General features: G+C 70.6%; 18 protein-coding genes. 7 read left to right on the top strand and 11 right to left on the bottom strand.

Going from position 1 to position 22,865, the window contains the following annotated elements:
- Positions 1–99: 99 nt before the first annotated feature.
- Positions 100–1,203, bottom strand: coding sequence for a substrate-binding domain-containing protein (locus ACFVSU_RS16515; protein ID WP_387145220.1), 1,104 nt, complete (start codon positions 1,201–1,203; stop codon positions 100–102).
- A 240-nt stretch (positions 1,204–1,443) separates the two neighbouring features.
- On the opposite strand from ACFVSU_RS16515, the gene ACFVSU_RS16510 reads away from it, so the two are divergent.
- Positions 1,444–6,843 carry a fibronectin type III domain-containing protein gene (locus tag ACFVSU_RS16510; protein WP_387145217.1) on the top strand — a complete coding sequence of 1,800 codons (5,400 nt, stop codon included), beginning with the start codon at positions 1,444–1,446 and terminating at the stop codon, positions 6,841–6,843.
- Positions 6,844–6,902: 59 nt separating this feature from the next.
- Here ACFVSU_RS16510 and ACFVSU_RS16505 read toward each other — a convergent pair whose 3' ends face one another.
- Positions 6,903–8,210, bottom strand: a complete 1,308-nt coding sequence (locus tag ACFVSU_RS16505) for a hemolysin family protein (protein WP_387145214.1) — start codon at positions 8,208–8,210, stop codon at positions 6,903–6,905.
- Positions 8,211–8,307: 97 nt separating this feature from the next.
- On the bottom strand, positions 8,308–9,345 hold the full coding sequence (locus tag ACFVSU_RS16500) for a TerC/Alx family metal homeostasis membrane protein (RefSeq protein ID WP_387145211.1): 1,038 nt from the start codon (positions 9,343–9,345) through the stop codon (positions 8,308–8,310).
- A 262-nt stretch (positions 9,346–9,607) separates the two neighbouring features.
- On the opposite strand from ACFVSU_RS16500, the gene ACFVSU_RS16495 reads away from it, so the two are divergent.
- Genes ACFVSU_RS16495 through ACFVSU_RS16485 form a run of 3 tightly spaced genes read left to right on the top strand, consistent with a single transcriptional unit; the run spans position 9,608 to position 13,213 of the window.
- On the top strand, positions 9,608–11,320 hold the full coding sequence (locus ACFVSU_RS16495; protein ID WP_387145208.1) for an IlvD/Edd family dehydratase: 1,713 nt from the start codon (positions 9,608–9,610) through the stop codon (positions 11,318–11,320).
- Positions 11,307–12,209, top strand: a complete 903-nt coding sequence (locus tag ACFVSU_RS16490) for an SMP-30/gluconolactonase/LRE family protein (RefSeq protein ID WP_387145205.1) — start codon at positions 11,307–11,309, stop codon at positions 12,207–12,209. The genes ACFVSU_RS16495 and ACFVSU_RS16490 overlap by 14 nt, the downstream gene beginning before the upstream one ends.
- Entirely contained in the window at positions 12,206–13,213 is a 1,008-nt protein-coding gene (locus ACFVSU_RS16485) for a zinc-binding dehydrogenase (RefSeq protein ID WP_387145202.1), read from the top strand. Before ACFVSU_RS16490 ends, ACFVSU_RS16485 begins: the two co-directional genes overlap by 4 nt.
- Before the next feature lie 62 nt (positions 13,214–13,275).
- Here ACFVSU_RS16485 and ACFVSU_RS16480 read toward each other — a convergent pair whose 3' ends face one another.
- The 6 genes from ACFVSU_RS16480 to ACFVSU_RS16455 all read right to left on the bottom strand — a co-directional run bounded on the left by ACFVSU_RS16480 (position 13,276) and on the right by ACFVSU_RS16455 (position 17,600).
- Positions 13,276–13,665 carry a DUF5684 domain-containing protein gene (locus tag ACFVSU_RS16480; protein WP_056372115.1) on the bottom strand — a complete coding sequence of 130 codons (390 nt, stop codon included), beginning with the start codon at positions 13,663–13,665 and terminating at the stop codon, positions 13,276–13,278.
- A 148-nt stretch (positions 13,666–13,813) separates the two neighbouring features.
- A complete protein-coding gene (locus ACFVSU_RS16475) occupies positions 13,814–14,611 on the bottom strand; it encodes a CPBP family intramembrane glutamic endopeptidase (protein ID WP_387145199.1) in 798 nt (265 codons plus the stop codon).
- 112 nt (positions 14,612–14,723) lie between these two features.
- The gene (locus tag ACFVSU_RS16470) at positions 14,724–15,551 is read right to left on the bottom strand and encodes a CPBP family intramembrane glutamic endopeptidase (protein WP_387145196.1); all 828 of its coding nucleotides are present in this window, start codon (positions 15,549–15,551) and stop codon (positions 14,724–14,726) included.
- Between the two features lie 18 nt (positions 15,552–15,569).
- Positions 15,570–16,235 carry a response regulator gene (locus tag ACFVSU_RS16465; protein WP_387145193.1) on the bottom strand — a complete coding sequence of 222 codons (666 nt, stop codon included), beginning with the start codon at positions 16,233–16,235 and terminating at the stop codon, positions 15,570–15,572.
- Positions 16,223–17,389 carry a sensor histidine kinase gene (locus ACFVSU_RS16460; RefSeq protein ID WP_387145190.1) on the bottom strand — a complete coding sequence of 389 codons (1,167 nt, stop codon included), beginning with the start codon at positions 17,387–17,389 and terminating at the stop codon, positions 16,223–16,225. The genes ACFVSU_RS16465 and ACFVSU_RS16460 overlap by 13 nt, the downstream gene beginning before the upstream one ends.
- 40 nt (positions 17,390–17,429) lie before the next feature.
- On the bottom strand, positions 17,430–17,600 hold the full coding sequence (locus tag ACFVSU_RS16455; RefSeq protein ID WP_310287964.1) for a hypothetical protein: 171 nt from the start codon (positions 17,598–17,600) through the stop codon (positions 17,430–17,432).
- 278 nt (positions 17,601–17,878) lie between these two features.
- Between ACFVSU_RS16455 and ACFVSU_RS16450 the strand changes: the two genes are divergently transcribed.
- From ACFVSU_RS16450 to ACFVSU_RS16440, 3 genes are read left to right on the top strand one after another with little or no spacing between them, the layout of a single operon-like run.
- Positions 17,879–18,286, top strand: a complete 408-nt coding sequence (locus ACFVSU_RS16450; protein ID WP_387145187.1) for a hypothetical protein — start codon at positions 17,879–17,881, stop codon at positions 18,284–18,286.
- Positions 18,287–19,714 carry a sensor histidine kinase gene (locus ACFVSU_RS16445; protein ID WP_387145184.1) on the top strand — a complete coding sequence of 476 codons (1,428 nt, stop codon included), beginning with the start codon at positions 18,287–18,289 and terminating at the stop codon, positions 19,712–19,714.
- Positions 19,711–20,319, top strand: coding sequence for a response regulator (locus ACFVSU_RS16440; protein ID WP_387145181.1), 609 nt, complete (start codon positions 19,711–19,713; stop codon positions 20,317–20,319). The genes ACFVSU_RS16445 and ACFVSU_RS16440 overlap by 4 nt, the downstream gene beginning before the upstream one ends.
- A gap of 31 nt (positions 20,320–20,350) precedes the next feature.
- On the opposite strand, the gene ACFVSU_RS16435 is transcribed toward ACFVSU_RS16440, so the two are convergent.
- Together ACFVSU_RS16435 and ACFVSU_RS16430 are read right to left on the bottom strand one after the other, a co-directional pair.
- Complete coding sequence (locus ACFVSU_RS16435) at positions 20,351–21,760, bottom strand: aldehyde dehydrogenase family protein (RefSeq protein WP_387145178.1); 1,410 nt, start codon at positions 21,758–21,760, stop codon at positions 20,351–20,353.
- 89 nt (positions 21,761–21,849) lie between these two features.
- Positions 21,850–22,767: a helix-turn-helix domain-containing protein gene (locus ACFVSU_RS16430; protein WP_387145175.1), complete on the bottom strand. Its 918-nt coding sequence runs from the start codon at positions 22,765–22,767 to the stop codon at positions 21,850–21,852.
- Positions 22,768–22,865: the final 98 nt, after the last annotated feature.

The following is a 22,865-nucleotide window of genomic DNA, read 5'->3' as shown; positions in this document are numbered from 1 at the left end:
GGATCATAAAAGACAGGGGGCAGCAATCATGCCGGGCCCGGCAGGCCGTCACCGCCCAGCATGCTCACCAAGCGGCTGCGAAGAAAGTAACGGGGCGGGTCAGTGCGCGGGGCCCACCGTGGAGGCGCGCGGCAGCAGCTCCGGCAGGAGGTACACGCGCTGCACCGGACGCCGCGCGCCCTCGGCGAGGCGGGCGACCATCGTCTCGACCGCGAGGCGGCCGACCTGCTGCTTGGGCGGACGCAGCGCCGTGATGGCGGGCTCCGCGCTCTCGGCCACCTCGTCGTCGTACGCGACGATCGCGAGGTCCTCGGGGATCGACCAGCCGTGGTCGCGTGCGTGCTGCTGCAGCAGCACCGCCTGCGGGTCGTTGTGGATGAGGAGTGCGGTGGTGCGCGTCTCGCGGCAGCGCTCGAGCACATCGGCGATGAGCTCCTCGCGGGCGACTCCGTCCAGGGCGTCGAGCGTCGCGTCGACGTCGACGAGGCACTCGAGTCCGAGCCCCTCGACGGCGCGGTCCCACCCGCGGCGCAGCTGCCATGAGGTGGGCGAGCCGGCCGAGGTGAGGATGCCGACGCGGTGGTGGCCGAGCGAGGCGAGGTGGTCGGCCGCGAGCGAGCCGCCGAAGACGTGATCGGTGGTGACCCACTCGAGGCGTGTGAGCGCGAGCGCGGACGGCACGCGCCGCTCGGCGAGCACCACGGGGATCGGCAGCGCCTCGAGCCAGTGCAGCAGCGCGCGCCCGTCGGCGCCGAGGGTCTCGGGCGCCACGATGAGCCCGTGCAGGCTCCCGGACTCGACGAGCGAGGCGATCTGCCGGCGCTGGTCGTCGACGGAGTAGGTCGCGCCCCGGAGGATCAGCTGGACGCCGAGCTCGGTCGCCGCGGCCCGCGCGCCGATCATGATGTGGGGCCAGTAGTAGCTGAGCGACGGCACGACCATCCCGACTCGGAACCTGATGGGAGCGCCCGACGACGCGGGCACGGTCGTGTCGAGCCGGCTGCGCAGCGTCGCGCCGCCGTGCACGCGGGTGACGAGCCCACGGTCGGCGAGCTGTCCGATGTCGCGACGGATGGTGAGCTCGGACACCCCGAGCTCGCGCGCGAGATCCGCGACCCGCACCGAGCCCGAACGGCGTAGCTCGTCGAGGATGTGCTCGCGGCGGGAGAGGCCGAAGGCGGGCGGGTCGGTGGGCTGCTCCATGATCGCCTCAGCGTACAAGTGTGTTCGAATCGGTTCAAGAGTGAACGAATCTGTTCGTTTCGGTTCCGGCACCCCTCCCTCTCGGGAGAGGATTTCGCTGCGGGCACGCGGTCGTGCCCCATTCGTGCGTCGACGCCGGTCCGGGTCCGCGAGCGCACGGGAGAAGCCCCAGGGGAAACGGAGACTGCGATGTCGCAGGGATGGATGCCTCGTCCGAAGGATGGACGCAGACCACGACGGGTGCGCACAACGCTGGCGGCGGTGGTGACCGCTGCCGTGGTCGCGGCGCCGCTCGCCGTGCCGGCCATGGCCCAGGCGGCGGGGGCTGATCCCGTCACCGTGAACGTCGCGGGCGCCGACATCGCGGCGGCCGCGCAGAACAAGAACGGACTGACGTTCAAGGGCTTCGGCGTGCTGTCGGCGAACTCGACGAGCGCGCTGCTGCTCGACTACAAGTCCCAGCACCCGGACGCGTACTGGGAGCTCATCGAGACGTTGTTCGGCGGGGACCACCCGATCATGAACACCGTCAAGATCGAGATGGGCAACGACCGCAACACCTCGACCGGCCCGAACGCATCGACGATGCGCACGCGCGACGAGTACCCCAACGTCCTCCGCGAGCCCGGCTTCCAGCTCGCCGCCGACGCGCAGCTCGTCGCCCACGGCGACATCCACCTCAGCCTCCTCCGCTGGAACCGCCCCGCGTGGGTCGCGAACGACGCCGAACAGTACATCTGGTTCAAGAACACCGTGCTCGCCGCCTACCGCGAGTTCGGGGTCATGGTCGACTCGATCAACCCCGACACGAATGAGACCTCGAGCCCCAACATCCAGCTCTACAAGAACTTCTCGGGCTGGGTGCGCGGCGACGAGAAGGGCTACGAGGGCGCGACAGCGTCCGACCCGAACAACGGCTTCGCGTCGGAGGAGGAGAGGAACCTCTACCGCTCCATCCAGACGATCGCGGCCGACACCGTCGGCACGCCGCCCGTCTCGTTCGGCAACGCCATGACCTCTGCCACCGACCCGTCGCTGCGCGACGCGGTCGACGTCGTCGGCTTCCACTACTCGAGCGCCGACGACAGCGCGGGCAACATGAAGAAGATCGCCGAGCAGCTCGACAAGGAGGTCTGGAACTCGGAGGGCCAGTCGACCTTCTCGAGCTCGGCCGACCGCCCGAACAACAACGCGAGCGACGAGCAGGGCGGCTTCGGCACGCAGTTCGGCGGCACCAACAGCGCGCTCGAGATGGGCAACTGGGTCACGACCGGCTTCAACGCGTCGCGGCGCACCATGAACATCTTCCAGCCGGCGATCGGCTCGTTCTACGACGGGTTCCAGTACTCGTCGAAGGAGCTCGTGAACGCCCGTGACCCGTGGTCGGGCTGGATGTACTACGACGGCGGCCTCGCCGTGATCGAGCATTTCACCCAGTTCGCGAAGCTCGGGTGGGAGAACGCCGACAACACCGCCGGCATCTGGCGGGCCATCCCGAAGGCGTCGGGCAGCGAGCTCGGCACGGGCAACCCGCCGGGCGGTGCGCGCGCCGGCGGAGCGTCGTACACGACGCTCGCGGCGCCGGACGCGTCGGACTTCTCGACCGTGATCATCAACGACTCGAAGTTCACGAAGACCTACCGGATCGTCGCCAAGGACCTGAACCTCGGCGCCGACCAGACCGGTGAGGTGTGGGAGACCCGGGCTGCCGACGGCGGCCAGGCGTACGACGCGAACTACCTGAAGCCGGTCGGCGAGGTCACCCCCGCCGCCGACGGCACGTACACCGTCACCGTCAAGCCGTGGTCGGCCGTCACGTTCACGACGCTCGACCACGCGACCGCCGGTGCCGGGGGCAAGCTCTCCGCGAAGGACGGCTACGGCAGCGCGCTGCCGACGTCGAAGGAGTACACCGACGCCGACGGCGGCCGCGACGTGCTCGACACCGACGCGAGCGGCAACGTCAACGGCGTGACCGACGACGCGGTCCTGTACGCCGACGACTTCGACTACACCGAAGAGGGCGCGATCAAGGGCTACGACCCCGCGACCGGGCAGCTCGTCGACACGCAGGAGTCGTACCTCGACACCCGCGGCAGCAAGGCGAAGCCCGCCGGCACGCCGACCGTGCAGAGCGAGGACAACGGCGCCACGCCGCGGTACACGAACGACACGAACGGCGCGTTCGAGTCGGTCGCGACCCCGGACGCCGGGCACGACCGCGTGCTGCGTCAGCAGGTCGGTCCGGGAATGGCGGGCGGTGCGTGGAACGGCGGCGACCCGAAGACGACGATCGGCGACGCCCGCTGGGCGAACTACACGGTCTCGTCGGACGTGCTGTTCGAGGCATCCGGATCCCAGTACGCGACCATCGGCGCGCGCGAGCAGGGCGGCACGGCCAACGGCCAGAGCGTCTCGGCCGCGGAGCTGAAGATCGACCCGACCGGCGCGTGGACGTTCATGCGCTTCGGCGCGACGCTCTCGACGGGCACGGTGGCGGGCAACGCCGCCGCGGCGTTCAAGGCGGGCGCCGGCGTGTGGAACAACATCGCCGTGAAGGTGGCCGGGTCGGTGTACACGGCGTACGTCAACGGCGCGGAGGTCGCGACGTACACGGATGTTGCGCCCCAGGCGACCGGTCGCATCCAGCTGGGTTCGAGCTTCAACTTCGTGCAGTTCGACAACCTGAAGATCGAGACGGTGCCGGGCTACACGCCGTACTACGCCGCCATGATCGACGGGATGCACCAGACCAGCTGGGCGGACCGCTCGGTGCCCGTGCTGCAGTTCGACAAGAACTGGAGCCACGCGAACGGCCAGGGCATGTTCGAGTGGCAGCGCACAGCCTCCAAGAGCACGGCCAAGGGAGCGTCGATGACGTACTCCTTCACCGGCACGGGCCTCGACATCATCGGCACCAACGCCGGCACCACGACCCTCGACGTGATCGTCGACGGCGTGCAGGTCGCCACGGCGGCGCCGACGTTCGCCGCCGGCAGTGAGCGCACCACGTTCATCCTCCGCGGCCTGTCGAACGGCCCGCACACGGTCGTCATCAAGACCGCGAACGACGCCTCGATCAACGTCGACGCCGTCGGCGTGGTCACCGCGACAGCCGACTCCGCGAAGGCCGACACCGCGGCGCTCGCCGCGGCGGCGGATGCCGTGAAGGGCCTCGAGGAGAGCGAGTACAGCGCCGAGACGTGGGCGGTGTTCGCGGCGGTGAAGGCGAACGCGACCGCCGCGCTGGACGACCCGGCGGCCTACGGCCTCGACACCGAGGGGTCGGTGGCGATCGCGGCCCGTCTGACGGCCGCCGCGGATGGGCTGGTGCCGAAGGACGTCAGCCCCGACGTGCTCGACCTGGGCGTCGTGACCATCACGTCGACCGACCGGACCCTGCCCGCGAAGCTCGACCTCGCCGGCACGAACGCGAAGGTCACGTGGAGCCTCGCATCGACGACGAGCGCGAAGAGCGTCGCCGAGCTGGGCACGTTCGCCGCGTCCGGCCGCTCCACCGAGAAGCTGTCATCGGGCCTGTACCAGCGCTTCAGCGCCACGGTGCTCGTCGCGCCGGCCGATCTCGACTACTTCATCGACTCGGGCGCGGCGGGCGCTCCGGCCGGATCGGTGTACGCGGCGGTGAAGGCATCCACTCCGGGTCTGCTCAACGACACCAGCGACCAGAAGTGGGACGGCACGACGGCGGGCACGACGTGGGGCTACTCGACCACGGCGACCACGATCGCGGCGGGCTCGCCGGCGGACTGGGGCTCGTCGTACGTCGGCGCGGACTACAACAAGCCGATCACCTACCACCTGACGCTGCCCGCGGGCTCGTACAACATCGTCGCCGTCCAGGCGCCGCGTGCGGGGCTCACGACCAACGTCTACTCCAAGGTGAAGGCGGCCGGCACCGAGACCACGAAGAATGCGACGTCGACGGGATCGGCCACGCCGGTCGCGCAGACGCTGACCCTCGACGCGGACGCCGTGGTCGACGTGGAGTTCGGCACCAACGGCACGAGCGGCTACAACGCCCGCCTCGCGCTCGTCTACGTGCAGAGCCTTCCTCGTGACCTCGGGGTGCAGGGCGCGCTGACCGTCGACGAGGACCTTCCCGAGACGGTGACGGTCGCCGGCGCCGAGAAGGCCGTCGAATGGGATGCCGCCTCCGCCGCGCAGTCGCGCAGAGTGTACGGCAAGCTCACGGTCACGGGCCGCCTGACCGACACCGATCAGGCCGTCGTCGCGGGCTACGAGATCGTCCCGCCGGCGCTGGTGTACTACATCGATTCGGGAACGAGCGGGGCGGCCTCGCCGCAGTACACCGCGGTCGCCGGGTCGGTGGCTCTTCGGAACTCCACCGTCGACCAGGTCTCAGCGGCCGCCGACCAGTGGGGCTACGTCGCCGACGGCATGAAGACGAAGGGCACCACCGACATCAACGACAAGTACTCGACGGGTCTGTACCAGGACACGACGAAGCTCGTCTACCGTCTGCCCCTCGACGCGGGCACGTACACGCTCACGGGCGGGTTCACCGAATGGTGGGGTCTGAACCGTGCGATGTACCAGACGGCGTCGGTGGGCGGCACCGAGCTCGCCAAGGGCACGGTCCCGCTGTCGGGCTCGAGCGGGCCGATCGCCGCGCCGCTCACCTTCACGCTGACCGCTCCCGCCACCGTCGACTACCTGGTCACCAACGAGGGCGCCGGCGCTGAGAAGCCCGTCATCTCGTGGCTCGCCGTGGCCGATGAGACGCGCCCCGGCGCGCCGCAGAACGTGACGGCCGCGCTGGCGGGCGACACCTCGATCACGGTCGCGTGGGATGCCTCGACTCCCACCGGTCCGGGATTCACGGGGTACCGCGTCTACGAGGCGGGCGGCACCGATCCGGTGTGCGAGACGAGCAGCACCAGCTGCACCGTCCGGGCGCTCGAGCTCGGCACGACCCACGCGTACGAGGTCGCGGGTGTGAACGCACTCGGCGAGGGCGAGCGGTCGGCGGCGACGGCATCCGTCACCCTCCCGGAGGTCGCCTCGAACGACGGCGCGAAGACGGCGCCGGCCAAGGGCGTGCTCTCGTCGAACGACGGATGGGACACCGGCCTCAAGGACGGCACGTTCCAGCTCACGATGAACCTGTGGTGGGGCGAGAACGGCTCGCTGTTCAAGCTGTACCGCGACGGCGAGCTCGTCGCAAAGGTGCCGCTCACGATGATGACGCCCGGTGCGCAGAGCGCGGTCGTCGACATCAAGGGCCTGGTGAACGGCAGCTACGTGTTCACCGGTGAGCTGGTCAACTCGAAGGGCACGACCGCGACGCAGCCGCTCACCGTGAAGGTGACGGATGCCTCTCCCGGCAAGCCCGTCCTGTCGAGCGACGCACGCAACGGCGCCGGGTCGTACACCGTCACCGCCGACCTGTGGTGGGGCACCAACGCCACCTCGTACCGGTTCCTCGAGAACGGCGTCGAGGTCGGCGCGGGCGACCTGAAGGCGGCCACCCCGGGCGCGCAGCGCGCGACGCTGCCGGTCGCGGGGAAGGCCAAGGGGACGTACACCTACACGGTGGAGTTCACGAACGCCGCCGGCACGACGGTGAGCGCCCCGCTCAAGGTGACCGTCTCGAAGTAGCGGCTCCGGCACCCGAAGCACCGTCCGGCCTCCGCCCTCGTGGCGGAGGCCGGACGCTGCTATGCGCCGGTGGGGACGACCGCCTCCGCGTCGTCGGTGTCCTCGCGCCGGGGCTTCACGCGCACACCGGCAATGCGGCGGCGGTCCAGTGACGTCACCTGAATGGTCGCCCCGGGGACGTCCGTGGTGTCTCCGACCACGGCCAGCCGGCCCAGCTGCTCGGTCACGAATCCGGCGATGGTGTCGGAAGACCCTCGCGGCAGCGACAGCCCGGTGAGCTCCTCGAAGTCCTGGAGATTGAGCCGTCCGTCGATCACGCCGCCGGCCGCTGCGGGGTCGGCCGCGGTGTCGTACTCGTCGAAGATCTCGCCGACGACCTCCTCGACCAGATCCTCCAGCGTCACGATGCCGTCGGTGCCGCCGTACTCGTCGACGACCACGGCGATGTGGTGCCCGTCCGCCCGCATGCGTGTGAGGGTCGGCAGCAGCCGAGCGGTGGACGGGATGTAGGAGATCGGCCGGACCAGCTCCTGCACCCGAGCGTCGCCGTTCTCCCGCGCCGCGTCGAACAGGTCGCGTACGTGGACGAAGCCGGCGATGTCGTCGATCGACTTGTCGACCACCGGGTAGCGCGAGAAGGGGAGCTCGCGCACCAGGGCCATGGCATCTGCGACCGAGACGGTCTCATCCAGCGCGACGACCTCCGGACGCGGTCGCATGACCTCGCTGATCTGCCGGCCCCGGAGCGACAGCACGTCGTCGAGGATCCGTCGCTCGTCGGCGGGGAGGCTCTGATGGGTCGCGACGATATCCCGCAGCTCCTCCTCAGTCAGTCCGTCGGCGGTCTTGTGGGGGTCACCGCCGAGCAGCCGGACCAGGGCGTTCGTCGAGACCGAGAGCAGCCAGATGACCGGTCTCATGACGGTCGCGAACCCGTCGAGCACCGGGGCGACGGCGTACGCGAACTGGGCGTTGCGCTGGATGGCCAGTCGCTTGGGCACGAGTTCGCCGAGCACCAGCGACAGGTAGGCGATGAGCAGGGTGAGCAGCACCGTCGCGATCGTGGAGGCGAGCTGCGCGGGCACTCCCCACCCGATCAGCAGCGGGACGACCGAGGGAGCGATCGAGGTCGCGCCGTAGGCCGCGGAGGCGAAGCCCGCCACGGTCACGCCGATCTGCACCGCCGACAGGAAGGTGTTCGGGTTGCGGGCGAGGCCGGCGACCTTCTGCCCGCGTCTGCCCCGCGCGGCGATGGTGTTGATCTGGCTCTCGCGCAGGGTGACCAGAGCCATCTCGGTCGCCGCGAAGACTCCTCCGACCAGGACGAAGATGAAGACGAGTGCGATGTTCCACAGAAGGTCGCCCATCAGCGGGCGGCTCCGTCTCGCACGGGGTGGGGCGCGCCTGGGGTCACCCAGGCGCGGGGTCTGTCGGAGTCGGCGGGCGATTCAGAACAGCGGCGGGTCAAGAGAGTTCCTTCTCTGTGTGGGCCGCGGACGCATGATCCGCGGCGGGGGTGGTCGGGTGCGACGTCGCGGCGCGGCCGCCGCGGGTCTTGATGAGGCTCGCGGTCGTCGCGACCGCGATGGTCGCGGCGATGAACAGCAGCGAGAACCAGATGGGGATCTCGGGCGCCCAGAGCATCGGCTCGCCGCCGTTGATGAACGGCAGCTCGTTCACGTGCATCGCATGGAGGACGAGCTTGACGCCGATGAAGGCGAGGATCACGGCGAGGCCCTGCGCCAGGTAGACCAGGCGCTCGAGCAGACCGCCGATCAGGAAGAACAGCTGCCGCAGGCCCATGAGCGCGAAGGCGTTCGCGGTGAAGACGATGTACGCCTCTTCTGTCAGCCCGTAGATCGCCGGGATGGAGTCGACCGCGAAGATCAGGTCCACGAACCCGATCGCGACGATCACGAGGAGCATCGGCGTCACGAAGCGGCGGCCGGCCTTCACGACCGTGAGACGGTCACCGTTGTAGTCGTCGCTGACCGGCAGCCGACGGCGGACGAATCGCATGAACCGGCCCTGTGAGGGATCCGCCTCACCGTGGGCGAAAGCCTGCCGATAGGCGAGGAAGAGCAGCAGCGCTCCGAAGAGGTAGAAGATCCACGAGAAGTTCTCGATCAGCGTGGCACCGACCGCGATGAAGACGCCCCGGAGCACCAGCGCGATCACGATGCCGATCATCAGCACCTTCTGCTGGTAGATCTTCGGGACGGCGAACCCCGTCATGACGATGAGGAAGACGAAGAGGTTGTCGATCGACAGCGCCTTCTCGGTGAGGTAGCCCGCGAAGTACTCGCCGCCGTATGTCCAGCCGGAGACGACACCGACCCCGACGCCGAACAGCAGCGCGAGACCGATGTAGAACGCGGACCAGCGGGCCGACTCGCCGATCGTGGGCTCGTGGGGCTTGCGGACGTGCGCGAAGAACTCGTAGACGAAGAACGCGATGGTGATCGCGATGGTGATGACCCAGACGAGCGGGGTGATGTTCAAGGAGGCTCCAGACCTGGCGTGACTGATCGACGCCAAGGTCTTCTCCATCCTCGTGATCGAGGACCGATGGCCCGGGATGCACCATGCATCCGTAGTGACGAGCCGATCGTGGCGGAGTACTCCCCTTGGGGTTGCGAGCCTACGGAGGTTTCCCCGGCTCTTCCTGGGAGCGAGCCGAGTGCGCCCGACGACGGCCGCCCTCTTTTCCGGCAGGATGGCGGAAAGCGCCCGCGATCGCTGCGGGCGAGGATGAGGGTCGACGGTGACGCTGCGCAGCTCCCACTGGTATTCGGGCGACGACCGGAACGCGTACATCCATCGGGCGTGGATGCGCCGCGGTGTTCCGGGCTCGGCCTTCACGGGGCGTCCGCAGATCGCGATCGCGAACACCGCCTCGGACCTGACGCCATGCAACGCGCACCTCGAGGAGGTCGCGCAGTCGGTGAAGAACGGCATCTACGAGGCCGGCGGCATCCCGCTCGAGCTGCCCGTCGTCTCGCTGGGGGAGACGAACGTGCGCCCGACGGCGATGCTGTGGCGCAACATGGCCGCGATGGCGACGGAGGAGATGCTCCGCGCGAACCCCATCGACGGGGTGGTGCTGCTCGGCGGCTGCGACAAGACGATCCCGTCGCTGCTGATGGCGGCAGCATCCGTGGATCTTCCGGCTGTGGTGGTGCCGGGAGGACCGATGCTCACCGGGCATTTTCGCAACGAGGCCCTGGGGTGCGGCACCGACGTGTGGCGGCTCTCGGAGGAGGTGCGCGCGGGCACGCTGAGCGAGGCGATGTTCCTGAAGAGCGAGTCGTCGATGATCCGCTCCAAGGGTCACTGCAACACGATGGGCACCGCGTCGACGATGGCGCTGGTCGCCGAGGCCCTCGGCGTCGTGGTTCCCGGAGTCGCGGGAACACCGGCACCGGACGCCCGGCTGCTCGAGGCCGCGCACCTGACCGGCGCGCTCGCCGTGGCGCTGGTCGCGGAGGACCGACGGCCGTCGACGTTCCTGACGAAGGCGAACTTCCACAACGCGATCGTCGCGCTCGCCGCCATCGGCGGCTCGACGAACGCGGTCGTGCACCTGCTCGCGATCGCCGGGCGGCTGGGCATCGACCTCACCATCGACGACTTCGACCGGATCGGCGCCGAGGTGCCGCTGCTCGTGAACCTGCAGCCGGCCGGCCAGTACCTGATGGACGACCTGTTCCGCGCCGGCGGGTTCCTCGCGGTGATGCGCGAGGTGCGCGACCTGCTCGACCCCGAGGCCGTGACGATCACCGGCCGCCCGTTCGTGGAGTACCTCGACGACGCGCGGATCTGGGACGCGGACGTCATCACGCCGCGCGACACCCCGCTGCAGCCGCACGCCGGCATCTCGGTGCTGCGCGGCTCGCTCGCCCCGGGTGGTGCGCTCATCAAGCCCGCGGCCGCGTCGCCGCACCTCCTGAAGCACCGGGGCCGGGCGGTGGTGTTCGACTCCATCGAGGACTTCCACGCCCGCGTCGACGATCCCGATCTCGACATCGACGAGAACTCCGTGATGGTGCTGCGCGGCTGCGGGCCGAAGGGCTACCCGGGCATGCCCGAGGTGTCGAACATGCCGCTTCCGAAGAAGCTCCTGGAACGCGGCATCCGTGACATCGTCCGCATCTGCGACGGCCGCATGTCGGGCACCGCCTACGGCACCGTGGTGCTGCACGTCACGCCCGAGGCCGCCGCGGGCGGCCCGCTCGCCCTCGTGCGGACCGGCGACTGGATCGAACTCGACGTGCGCGACCGCCGCCTCGACCTCGACGTCCCCGCGGACGAGCTGGCGAGACGGATGCCGAACCAGGCCACCGTCGACGGCTACGCGAACCCCCGACGGGGGTGGGGACGGCTGTACGTCGACCACGTGCTGCAGGCCGACCGCGGCGCCGACCTCGACTTCCTCGTCGGCGCCTCCGGATCGGAGGTGACGCGTGAGTCCCACTGAGGCGGCGTACGACGCGGTCCCGCTGCTCGGCACGGCAGGGGTCGCCACCGATGAGCCGCATCATCTGGGCGAGGGTCCGACGTGGGATCCGAACCGTGAGCGGCTGCTGTGGGTCGACATCGAAGTGGGGACGGTCCACACCGGGCGATTGGCGGAAGACGGACGCATCGAACCGGTCGAACGGATCGACTTCCCCGACACCGCCGGGGCGGTCGCCGTCGCCGAGGACGGCACCATGGTCGTGGCAGGGAAGCACCGCCTGCACTACCGCGACCTCGACGGGAACATCTCGTCGAGCCGCGCCCTGCTCACGGGCGACGACCGTCGCTTCAACGACGCCAAGCCCGACCCGGCGGGCAGGCTGGTCGCCGGGTCGAAGGGGCCCGGCGGCGAGGTGCTGCTGCGCGTCGAGGCGCGTGAGAACATCACGATTCTCGACGGCGATCTCGAGCTCTCCAACGGCCTCGCGTGGACGGCCGACGGCCGGCGGTTCATCAGCATCGACACGCCCACCCGGCGCATCTTCGTGCGGGACTACTCCGCGGTCACCGGTGAGGTCGGGGACCGCGAGGTCTTCCTCGAACTCGAGCACGGCTACCCCGATGGAATGACGATCGACGCCGAGGACCATCTCTGGGTCGCGGTCTTCGGCGGTGGCTGCGTGCTGCGCATCGCACCCGACGGCCGCATCGTGGCCCGCGTCGACGTGCCCGCGCCGCACACCACGTGCCCGGCGTTCGCGGGTCCGGAGCTCGACACCCTCGTGATCACCACCGCCACCGAAGGGCTCGACGAGGAGATGCTCGCCCGCTATCCGCTGTCGGGCCGGCTGTTCACCTTCCGGCCGGGGGTCCGCGGCGTCCGTCCTCACCTGTGGGCGGGGCGATGAGGGCGCTCGTGATCACGGCGCCGCACCGCGCCGAGGTCCAGGAGGTCCCCGAGCCCGAGCCGGCGGCAGGCGAGGTCGTCGTCGACGTGCGGCGCGCCGGGATCTGCGGCACCGACATCGAGTTCTTCACCGGGGAGATGGCGTATCTGCACGCCGGTCACGCGGCCTACCCGATGCGGATCGGCCACGAGTGGACGGGCACCGTCTCGGACGTCGGAGACGGTGTCGACCCCGCGTGGATCGGGCGACGGGTCACCGGCGACACGATGCTCGGGTGCGGCGCGTGCCGCCGGTGCGAGCACGGCCGCCAGCACGTGTGCGAGAACCGGCTCGAGCTCGGCATCCGCGGTGGGAAGGCGGGTGCGCTCGCCGAGAAGGTCGCGACCCCCGTCTCCTCGTTGCATCGGCTGCCCGATGGCGTCGACGACGCCATGGCCGCCATGGTCGAGCCCGGCGGCAACGCCTTCCGCGCCGTGCAGGGCGCGGAGCTCGGCCCAGGCGATCGCTGTCTGGTGCTCGGCCCCGGCACGATCGGGCTGCTGAGCGCGATGTTCGCGCGCGCTGCCGGCGCCGAGGTGCACCTGCTCGCCCGCGACGACCGCGCCCTCGAGTTCGCGCGGTCGCTCGGCTTCGACCACATCTGGACGCAGGAGCGGATGCCGCGACTGCCGTGGGACGCCGTGATCGAGGCATCCAACGCCCCGCAGCTTCCCGCGAAGGCGCTCGAGCTCGTCGAACCGGGCGGGCGGGTCGTCTACATCGGGCTCGCCGGCACGCCGAGCCTCATCGACACCCGCGACCTGGCGCTGAAGGACGTGACGGCCGTCGGCGTGCTCAGCGCGTCACCCGGCCTCGCGGGCACCATCGACGCCTACGCCTCCGGTGTCGTCGATCCGCGACCTCTCATCGCGGCGACGGTCGCCCTCGAGGAGCTGCCGGCGATCCTCGCCGGCGAGCGGCCGGCGGGTGCGGGGCCGGGTCCGAAGTTCCACGTCGCGCTGTGACCGCAGCCGCGAACGCCCCCGGCCGCGGGCCGGGGGCGTTCGTCCTGTCAACGGAGAGTGATTCAGACGGGCTTGGTGTACGTGTCGTTGCTGAAGCCGGTGATGAAGTAGCCGATCGGGTTGAGCAGGAACAGCAGGAAGAACGAGAACGCGCCGCCGTGGCCGAACGCCCGGCCGTTGCGGAAGGCGACGATGATCGCGAGCACGATGTTGGCGATCGGCACGAACCAGAGCAGACCGAGCCAGGCCGAGTACCCCGCGACCTTGACGAGCACGAACAGGTTCACGATCGGGATGATCGCGAGCCACCCCGGGTAGCCGGCCTTCGTGAACGTCCTCCAGTAGGCGGCGATCGTGGCGATCCAGTAGATGAGGCCGACGACCACGTAGCCGAAGACGGCTCCGGCGGAGACGGCCTGGTTGATGGGCTCGATGTCAGAAAGCAGAGTCATGCGCTGAGCGTATTGGGTTCATGAGGCGCCACCCGGGAGCGCCGTGGCCCGACATCGGAGACCTCGTCGGAGAGCCGGGCCGGCCTGGCCGGACATGGCGGAAGGACGGATGCCGCGGGCCGCAGCATCCGTCCTCCCGTTCGTTCTCTCAAGCCGCCGTGACGGCCTCCGGGGCGACGGTGCGCTCGCGCGCTCCGCGGATGACGAAGGCGACGACCGCCAGACCGGCGATGCCCGTGACCAGGTACAGGATGCTGCTGATCCCGGCGGTCGGTGCGGGCGTGCCGTGGCCGACCGCGAAGGTGGAGAAGTCCCAGAATCCGTGCAGGATCATCGCCCAGATCAGCGTGCCGGTCGTGCGACGCAGGATGTAGAAGATCGTGCCGCCCAGGAACGCGAACCCGACCTGCTGCAGCGTGCTGACCAGGTCCTGACCGCTCAGCGCGTTCATGAGGTGCATGAGCGCGAAGAGCGCCGAGGTGAGGAACCACACCCATCCCTCGCTCAGCCGGCTGCGCAGGCCGACCAGCAGGAGACCGCGAGTCGCCATCTCCTCGGTGAAGCCGACCAGGAGCAGGACGACGGATGCTGCGAAGAACGCGCCGTCGTACGCGCCCCAGTCCGTGCTCAGGAGGTTGATCACGAGCGCAACGGCCATCAGGACCGGGACGAAGATCGGCCAGCGCACGCTGTGCGCCCGGTCGAAGAGCGCGGGGCGCCACCAGCCGAGGAGGGTCGTCGTGATCGCGAGGAAGACGGCGCCGATGATCAGCGACAGGCCGGCACCGAGGAAGAGGGTGCCCCCGTTGTCTCCCAGCGCGGTGTAGGGGATGCCGGTCAGCTGCTGCACGACGAAGACCAGGACGGCGTAGGCGAGGAAGATCGCGAGGCCGATCCAGACCCGCGGACGTACGCGGAGCGGTGCGGGAAGAGTGCTGTCGGACACGGTAAGCCTTTCCTGGAGATCGTTCATGTATCCATGGTCGAACGTGCCGGCGAACGGCGGGAGCGGCAGAGGTCTACGACCGCTCCCTCCTTTCGGCTATGTTCGCCGGCGCTCAGGCGACCCTGCTGTCGATGCCCGGCTCGGCCGCAGGCGCGGTCGATTCCACCTTCCCGCGGATGAAGAACAGCAGCACGATCCCGGCGAGGACGACGGCGATGTTGCCCTGCGCGGCGATGCCGGTGAGCGCGCCGCCGGCGGGGTAGGCGCCCTGCAGGAAGATCGACGGATCGGTGGTCGCGTGCAGCAGGATCGGCCAGATCAGATTGCCCGTGACTCGCAGCGACAGGTACATGAGGATGCCGAAGGCGAACGTGTACACGAGCTGGAACCCCGTCGTGAGGGGCGACTGGCCCGACAGCAGGTTGCCGGCGTGGAGCACGGAGAACAGCAGGGCCGAGACGAGCGCCACCGTGATCTCGCGGTAGCCGCCCTTGCGCATGAGGTTCACCACGAAGCCGCGCGTGAGCACCTCTTCGGCGAAGCCGATGAACAGGCCCGTGACGATCCAGGCGACGACGATACCCGCGCCCGCCGCGGCGTAGTCGACTGTTGCAAACCGCAGCACGTTGAACAGCAGCACGACAGCGACGGCGATCCACATCCAGCCACCGCCGCGGATGGGCTGCGGGCCGAACAGCTCGCGCAGCCAGCCCACCGACCACGCGAACACGACAAGGAGCACGCAGCCGAGCGCGATGGGCAGGGCGGTGCCGATCCAGATCTGCGCAGCAGGGTCGTCGGCCGATGCGAACAGCGGCGCGAACGCGAGCGAGCCGAGCTGGTACAGCACGTAGTAGACCACGACCAGCAGCAGCGCACGCCACCAGCCGCCCCGCTCCCAGAAGCGCCGCCATGCTGAGGGGTTGTCGTTCTCGGTCACTCTCGCCCTTCGTTCGTGTCAGTCGCCGGCGTCGTGCACGACGAGCGCGAGCTGGACCCTGTTCTCCAGCTGGAGCTTGCTCAGCGCGCGGCCGACGTGAGCCTTCACTGTAGCGATCGACATGAACAGTTCCGCGGCGATCTCGGCGTTCGACATTCCGCGTCCCACCGCCTGCGCGACCTCGCGCTCGCGGTCGGTGAGGTCGGCGAGCCGGGCCCGCGCCTCGTCCTCGCGGGCGCGTTCCGGTGCGGTGGCCGTCGCGATGAGGGTGGCGGCGACCCGCGGCGACAGCACGGGGGTTCCGGATGCTGCGGCCTTGACCGCGTCGACGATCTGCTGTGGCGGGGTGTCTTTGAGCAGGTACCCCGCGGCGCCGGTGCGCAGTCCGCGCAGGACCATGTCGTCGGCGTCGAACGTGGTCAGCAGCACGACGCGGGGCGCATCGGGCGTCGCCAGGATCTCCTCGGTCGCGGCGAGACCGTCTTTGACGGGCATCCGGATGTCCATGAGCACGACGTCGGGCTTCTCGCGCGCGACCGTCTCGACGCCGTCGGCGCCGTCGACGGCCTCGGCGATCACCTGCAGCGCGGGGTCGCCGCCCAGGATCATCGCGAGCCCTGCCCGCACCAGAGGATCGTCGTCGACGATCACGATGCGCAGCGGCCCGGCGGTCACGTCGTCCATGGTAGCCAGGCGCTCAGTTCGAACCCGCCGTCGGGGCGGGGTCGCTGACTCCACCGGCCGCCGAGTCGCTCGACCCGCTCGCGGAGGCTGATCAGCCCTGTTCCCGAGCCCGGCAGGGCGTCCGTCCCGGTCTCGGGCGGCGCGTCGTTGACGACCCGCACGGCGAGTCCGTCTCCCGCCTCGCCCGCGATCGACACCACGACGCGAGACCCGGGGGCGTGCTTGCGCGCGTTCGTGAGTCCCTCGCGCACGATGCGGTGCATCGCCCGCTCGAGCGCCGTCGGCGGGGCCTGCTCGAGGTCCTCGACGAGCTCGATCGTCATGCCCGCGGCGCGACCTTCGTCGACCAGGACGTGGACATCCGGAGGGTGCAGGGCCTCGGGCTGCTCGTCCGTCGAGCCGCGCAGCACGCCGAGGACTCCGCGCAGCTCCTGCAGGGCGAGCCGCGCGTTCTCCTCGATCGTCTGCATCGCGGTCGCACGGTCGGCGGGGTCGAGATCGTCGCGGAATCCGACCGCGGACGCGTGGAGCGCCACGAGCGACAAGCGGTGCGCGAGCACGTCGTGCATGTCGCTCGCGATGCGCGCCCGCTCGGCGACCCGGGCCGCCTCTTCGCGCGAGGCCTGCTCGCGTTCCGCGGCCTCGGCCCGCTCGCGCAGTCCTGCAACCAGCGCGCGGCGCTGGCCCATCGCGACGCCGACCGCGAGGACCACCGCGATGCCGAGTGCCATGACGAGCGCTCGGCCCCACCACGGCAGCTGGCCGACCGGATCGGGGTAGACCGCGCCGAGGAACAGGAACGCCATCAGGTCGACCAGCCCCACGGCGGCGATCTCGCGCCAGCGGCGCCGCGTCGCGACCGACCCGAGCGCGAGGAGCGCGGGCCCGAGTGCCGACACCGAGACGACGACGAGGATGCCGGTGACCAGGCCGGTCACGAGAGGGAAGCGCCGCACGAACACGAGTGTCAGGACCAGCGCCGCCACGCCGAGTGCGGGGTCGACCGCCCGCACCCACACCTGCTGGAACGGACTGAAGCCGGACGCCTGCGTGAGAAGCGCGCCCCACACGATCCCGCTGATCGCCGCGGCCAGGATCACCCGCCACGTCGTACCCCATGCGCCGCGGACGGCGACGGTGGAGTGGGCCGGCATGTGACGAAGTCTAGGTCCGCCCTCTGCCGCGGTCGTGGGTTCAGCGGCCGGTGCCCCACAGCCGGTTCGTCTGGGCGTGGGCTTGCAGCAGATCGTCACGCGCCGCCTCGAGCGCGCGCTGCGCGTCGATGAAGGCATCCCGTGCCTCGACGAGACGGACCGGGACCCCGTCCTCCAGGCTTCCGATGCTGAAGCTGTGCGTCCACGACATGGCGTGCTCCTCTCGCGCGAGCCGGATCTCGGCGCGCCCCGAACCGGCCGGGGAAGTGTCTCCCCGATGCCGTGCCACGACGCTAGACAGCGGCATCCGTCTCGTCCACGGTGCGATGAAACACCAGGACACGGGCCGTAACGCACGTCCGTGCGGGTGGTCGTACGACCATCGTCCGATGGCGGCTCAGCCCTGCACCCGGCGAGTCTGAAGACACCAGGACGCACGGCGCTTCGCGTCGCACGTGTCGGAGGCCAGAATGAGCGAAGGGCACAACCATGAAGAAGCAGATCCTCCTCGGGGCCGGCGCGCTCGTGCTGGTCGCCGTCCCGGCCGTCATCGGACTCTGGGGCAACACGTCGTTCGCGCAGTCCGTGCCGGTGCGCGTGCCGTCGTCGGGGCAGGTCGTCACGCCGACGCCCGTCGCACCGACGCCCTCGCCGTCAGCGACCGTCGACGACCACGGGGGCGACGTGCCGCGCGACCAGCGCACCGAGCCAGGCGACGACCGCGACGTGAACGGCGGCGGCTCGACGGGCACGACGCCCGGCACCACCGTTCCTCCGGTCGACGACCACGGCGGCGACGTGCCGCGCGACCAGCGCACCGAGCCGGGCGACGACCGCCGCGGCGGCGGAAGCGACGACAGCGGCAGCGGCCACGGCGGCCATGGCGGAGACGACTGAGTGACGCCCTTCGACGCCTCTTCCGCCCCGACCGCTCCGATCCCGGTCGGGGCGATGCCCGTGCCGTGGGTCACGGTGGTCGCGGCATCCGTCGATCCGGAGCCGGCACGAAGGCCGCTGCGCACGCGCACGGTCGTGCTGCGACTGGCCGCCGGGCTCGCCGCGATCCTCGTCGTGGTCGGACTGCTCGCCACGTTCGCGGCCCAGTGGCTCGCTGAGCGGGAGGCGGTGAACGACGCGGCGAACGTCGCCGACGTGCTGGCGGATGCCGTCATCCAGCCGTCGCTGACGTCCGCGCTGGCCGACGGCGACCCCGCCGCGGTCGACGCGTTCGACCGGATCATCCGCGGCCAGGTGCTCGGCGACGACATCGTGCGGGTCAAGATCTGGAGCCCAGACGGCGTGGTTCTCTACGCCGACGAGCCGCAGCTGGTCGGCCGGTCGTTCGAGCTCGACGACGCCCAGCGTGAAGCGCTGTCGAACCCGTCGACCCGCGCCGCGATCTCGGACCTGTCGGAGGCGGAGAACGAGTTCGAACCGGGTTCGCGGCTCCTCGAGGTGTACCGCCCGGTGTGGGCGCCGGACGGCCGCGAGCTGCTGTTCGAGGTCTACCTCCCGTATGACCCGGTCGCGGCGCGAGCGGCCGACCTCTGGCGGGGCTTCGCGGGCGTGACGACAAGCAGCCTGCTGCTGCTGCTCGTGCTGACGGCGCCGATCGTGTGGGGACTGCTGCGGCGCCTCCGCAGCGAGGAGCGGCGCCGCGCCGACCTCCTGCAGCGCGCGATGGATGCCTCGGACGCCGAGCGCCGGCGGGTCGCGGGGACGCTCCACGACGGACCCGTCCAAGAACTGGTCGCCACCAGCTACGCCGCCGAGGGCGCCGCCGATGCGGCCGCGCGTCGCGGCGACACCGAGGCGGGCGAACAGCTGCGTGACATCGCCGGCGCCGTCCGTGGCAACATCCGCGTGCTGCGGTCGCTGCTCATGGACATCTACCCGCCTGGACTCCGCGCGGCGGGGCTGGCGCACGCCCTCCACGACCTCGCGGCCACGGCGCGCAGCCGCGCCGTCACCGTCGAGCTCGACATTCCGGCGCCGCTGCCCGAAATCGCCGAGTCCGACGAGCAGCTCATGTACCGCGTCGCCCAGGAGACGCTCCGCAACGCGGTGGCCCACGCGGCCCCGTGTCGCGTGACGATGCGCCTGGCGGTCGAAGGACCCGACCTCGTGTTCGAGGTCGCCGACGACGGACCCGGCTTCGACCCCAGGATCCTCGACGAGCCGGCGGAGGGGCACCTCGGCACGCGGGTGCTGCAGGATGTCGCCCAGCAAGGCGGTGCGGAGCTGCGGCTCGCCTCCCGCGCCGGCGCGGGCACCCGCTGGCGCTTGCGCATCCCGGGGATCGCCGCGCGACGGGAGATCGGATGATCCGGGTGATCGTGGTGGACGACCACGCGATGGTGCGCGAGGGACTCGCATCGGTGCTGGCTGCCGACGGAGACATCGAGGTCGTCGCGGGCGCGGCGAACGGCGCCGAGGCCGTGGAACTCGTCGCGGAAAAGCAGCCCGACGTGGTCGTGATGGACCTGTCGATGCCCGTCATGGACGGCGTCGCGGCGACGCGGGCGGTGCGTGAGGCGACCCCCGACACCCGCGTGCTGGTGCTCACCTCGTTCACCGACCGCGAGCGCGTGCGGCGGGCGCTCGAGGCGGGTGCCACGGGCTACCAGCTGAAGGACGCCGAACCGGCCGACCTTCGCGCGGCCGTGCGGGCGGTGGCCGCCGGCCATGCCCCGCTCGACCCGCGCATCGCGACGGCGCTGCTGCCCGCAGCATCCGTCCCCCGTCAGCTGAGCGATCGCGAACGCGAGGTGCTCTCGCTCGTGGCCGAAGGGCTCGCCAACAAGCAGATCGCGACGCGGCTCGGCATCGCCGAGCGCACCGTCAAGGCGCATCTCGGGAGCATCTTCCGCGAGATCGGGGTGGCGGATCGCACGAGCGCCGCGCTGTGGGCGCGCGAGCACCTGGACTGACGGATGCTGCGGCCCGTGCGATCCGCGCAGGTCAGCGGCTGATGACCTTCGGCGCGGCGACGGCCTTCAGCCCCGCGACGCCGAACTCCTGGCCGTAGCCTGAGGCCTTCGTGCCGCCGAACGGCACCACCGGATTCAGTGCGCCGTGCTGGTTGATCCACACGGTGCCGGCCTGCAGGCGCTTGGCGACCTCGACGGCGGTGTCGACGTCGGCCGACCACACCGATGCGCCGAGTCCCTGGGTCGAGGCGTTCGCGCGGCGGATCGCGTCGTCGACGTCGGAGTAGCGGATCACCGGGATGGCCGGACCGAACTGCTCCTCGTCGACCAGACGGGCGCCGTCCTCGATGTCGGCGACGACGGTGGTGCGGTAGAACAGCGGGCCGAGCTCGGGCGCCGCCTCGCCGCCCACGACGATCCGGGCGCCGCGCTGGCGCGCGTCGTCGACGAGGTCGCGCACGATGTCGAACTGCTTCTCGTTCTGCAGCGGACCCAGCACGTTGCCCTCGTCGAGCCCGCGGCCCATCGGCATCGCCTGCGCCAAGCCGGCGAGCGTGTCGACGACCTCGTCGTACACCGAGTCGTGCACGTAAAGGCGCTTGAGCGCGGCGCAGGTCTGGCCGGTGTTGATGAAGCAGCCCCAGAACAGGTTCTCGGCGATCGCGGCGGGGTCGGTGCCCGGAAGCACGATGCCGGCGTCGTTGCCGCCGAGCTCGAGCGTGAGGCGCGCGAGATTGCCCGCCGAAGACTCGACGATGCGACGGCCGGTCGCGGTCGAGCCCGTGAACATGATCTTGTCGATGCCGGGGTGGCCGGCGATCGCCGCGCCCACTTCTCGGTCGCCCGAGACGACGGTGAGCACGCCCTCGGGCAGGTGCCGGTTGTAGACCTCGGCGAGGGCCAGCACCGACAGCGGCGTGAACTCGCTGGGCTTGACGACGACGGTGTTGCCCATGCGCAGCGACGGCGCGATCTGCCACACCGAGATCATCATCGGCCAGTTCCAGGGGCCGATCGCGCCCACGACGCCGAGCGCGTCGTAGTGCACCTCGGCACGCGAGTCGCCGGCCTCGAAGACCACCTCGGGCTCGAGCGGGGTGTCGGCGGCGGTGCGGGTCCACACCGCGCAGGCGCCGACCTCGAACCGGGCGTTGGGGCCGTCGAGCGGCTTGCCCTGCTCGCGGGACAGCAGCTGCGCGAGCTCCTCGGCGTCCGCCTCGAGGTCGTCGGCGATGGCGTTCAGGATCCTCGAACGCTCGGCGTGGCCGAGCGCGTTCCACGCCGGCTGGGCCTGACGCGCGGCCGCGACGGCGGCGTCGAGGTCCGCCACGGTGTGGACGGGCGCGTAGCCGATCGTCTCGCGGGTGGCAGCATCCGGAATCGCCCGCCCCTCCGTCTCGGAAACGGTGATGGCGTCCAGCAGCGACGTCGCGACGGTCATGTGATCCTCCTCGATCGGGTCTGACTCGATTGTCGGAGGATGCCGCGCGCTGCGGTTGACCGCGCGCGCAGGCTGCTTGACCGCCCGCGCTACGCCAGGCGCACGCCGCTCGGCGGCACGCCGAAGTGCGCGCGGAACGTGCGGCTGAAGTGCGCGGCGTCGACGAAGCCGTTCGCGAGGGCGACGTCGGTGATCGAGCGGTGCGCCTGCTGCGGGTCGACGAGCACGTCGTAGCACCGCTCGAGGCGGCGAGTGCGGATGACCGTGGACACGGTCGTGCCCTGCTCGTTGAAGAGGGCGTGCAGGTGACGCACCGAGATGAAGTGCGCCGCCGCGATCTGGCCGGGGGAGAGCTCGCTGTCGGCGAGGTGCTCGTCGATGTGGTCGAGCACGCGGCGCATCAGTGTGCCGTGCGCGTCGGTGCTCGTCGCCTCGCGGCCGAGGTTGGCCTCGAGCAGCGTGCCCACCATGTCGACGGCGGTGCGGAACATGCGGCGAGCGAGGTGCGCGTCGAGCTCGCCGGCGCCCCGCGCGAGCGAGGCCACGTAGGGCGCGATCATGGCGCCCACGCCGCCGGCTCCGTCGAGGCGCGTCGCGGTGAGGCGGCCGATCGTCTCGGCGGGGATATCGAGCATGATCTTCGGGAACATCACGACCGACATGCGCATCGTCTCGTCGAACAGGAGCGAGTACGGGCGGTCGGTGTCGTAGATCGCCATGTCGCCGGCGCGCAGTGAGATCTCGCGGCCGTCCTGCACGATGAGCCCGGTGCCTCGCTCGATGAGCGAGAACTTGAAGTACTGCTGCGGCGCGCGGGCGATGAGCCCGGGAGTGCGGTGGACGCTGTGGCCGTCGGCGGCGATGTCGAAGACGTGGATGTCTCCGGCCACGGCGGCGTCGAGTGCTCCGCGGAAGCTCTCGTCCTGCTCGGCATGCACGTCGAGCGCGACGACCGCGTGCGACACGGCGTGGCGGTACGCCGTGAACGACAGGGGTTCATCTGACATGGGCTCACCTCACTGTGGCCGAATCGTATACGATGCGCGAGTTTAGCACGCGGGCATCCGTTGTGCCCCCACAGGCAAGGACTCTGCCCGCGGCGTCA

Origin of the sequence: Microbacterium sp. NPDC058062, from assembly GCF_042885375.1 — a bacterium.
Classification (GTDB): Bacteria; Actinomycetota; Actinomycetes; order Actinomycetales; family Microbacteriaceae; genus Microbacterium; species Microbacterium trichothecenolyticum_C.
The sequence above is the reverse complement of the archived record's forward strand: the minus strand, read 5'-3'. Positions and strand labels throughout refer to the sequence as shown.

Bases quoted from the DNA above. Each gene is read 5' to 3' on its own strand.
- ACFVSU_RS16515 (WP_387145220.1), bottom strand. From the start codon at position 1,203: ATGGAGCAGCCCACCGACCCGCCCGCCTTCGGCCTCTCCCGCCGCGAG.
- ACFVSU_RS16505 (WP_387145214.1), bottom strand. From the start codon at position 8,210: ATGGGCGACCTTCTGTGGAACATCGCACTCGTCTTCATCTTCGTCCTG.
- ACFVSU_RS16485 (WP_387145202.1), top strand. From the start codon at position 12,206: ATGAGGGCGCTCGTGATCACGGCGCCGCACCGCGCCGAGGTCCAGGAG.
- ACFVSU_RS16480 (WP_056372115.1), bottom strand. From the start codon at position 13,665: ATGACTCTGCTTTCTGACATCGAGCCCATCAACCAGGCCGTCTCCGCC.
- ACFVSU_RS16465 (WP_387145193.1), bottom strand. From the start codon at position 16,235: ATGGACGACGTGACCGCCGGGCCGCTGCGCATCGTGATCGTCGACGAC.
- ACFVSU_RS16460 (WP_387145190.1), bottom strand. From the start codon at position 17,389: ATGCCGGCCCACTCCACCGTCGCCGTCCGCGGCGCATGGGGTACGACG.
- ACFVSU_RS16455 (WP_310287964.1), bottom strand. From the start codon at position 17,600: ATGTCGTGGACGCACAGCTTCAGCATCGGAAGCCTGGAGGACGGGGTC.
- ACFVSU_RS16450 (WP_387145187.1), top strand. From the start codon at position 17,879: ATGAAGAAGCAGATCCTCCTCGGGGCCGGCGCGCTCGTGCTGGTCGCC.
- ACFVSU_RS16440 (WP_387145181.1), top strand. From the start codon at position 19,711: ATGATCCGGGTGATCGTGGTGGACGACCACGCGATGGTGCGCGAGGGA.
- ACFVSU_RS16435 (WP_387145178.1), bottom strand. From the start codon at position 21,760: ATGACCGTCGCGACGTCGCTGCTGGACGCCATCACCGTTTCCGAGACG.
- ACFVSU_RS16430 (WP_387145175.1), bottom strand. From the start codon at position 22,767: ATGTCAGATGAACCCCTGTCGTTCACGGCGTACCGCCACGCCGTGTCG.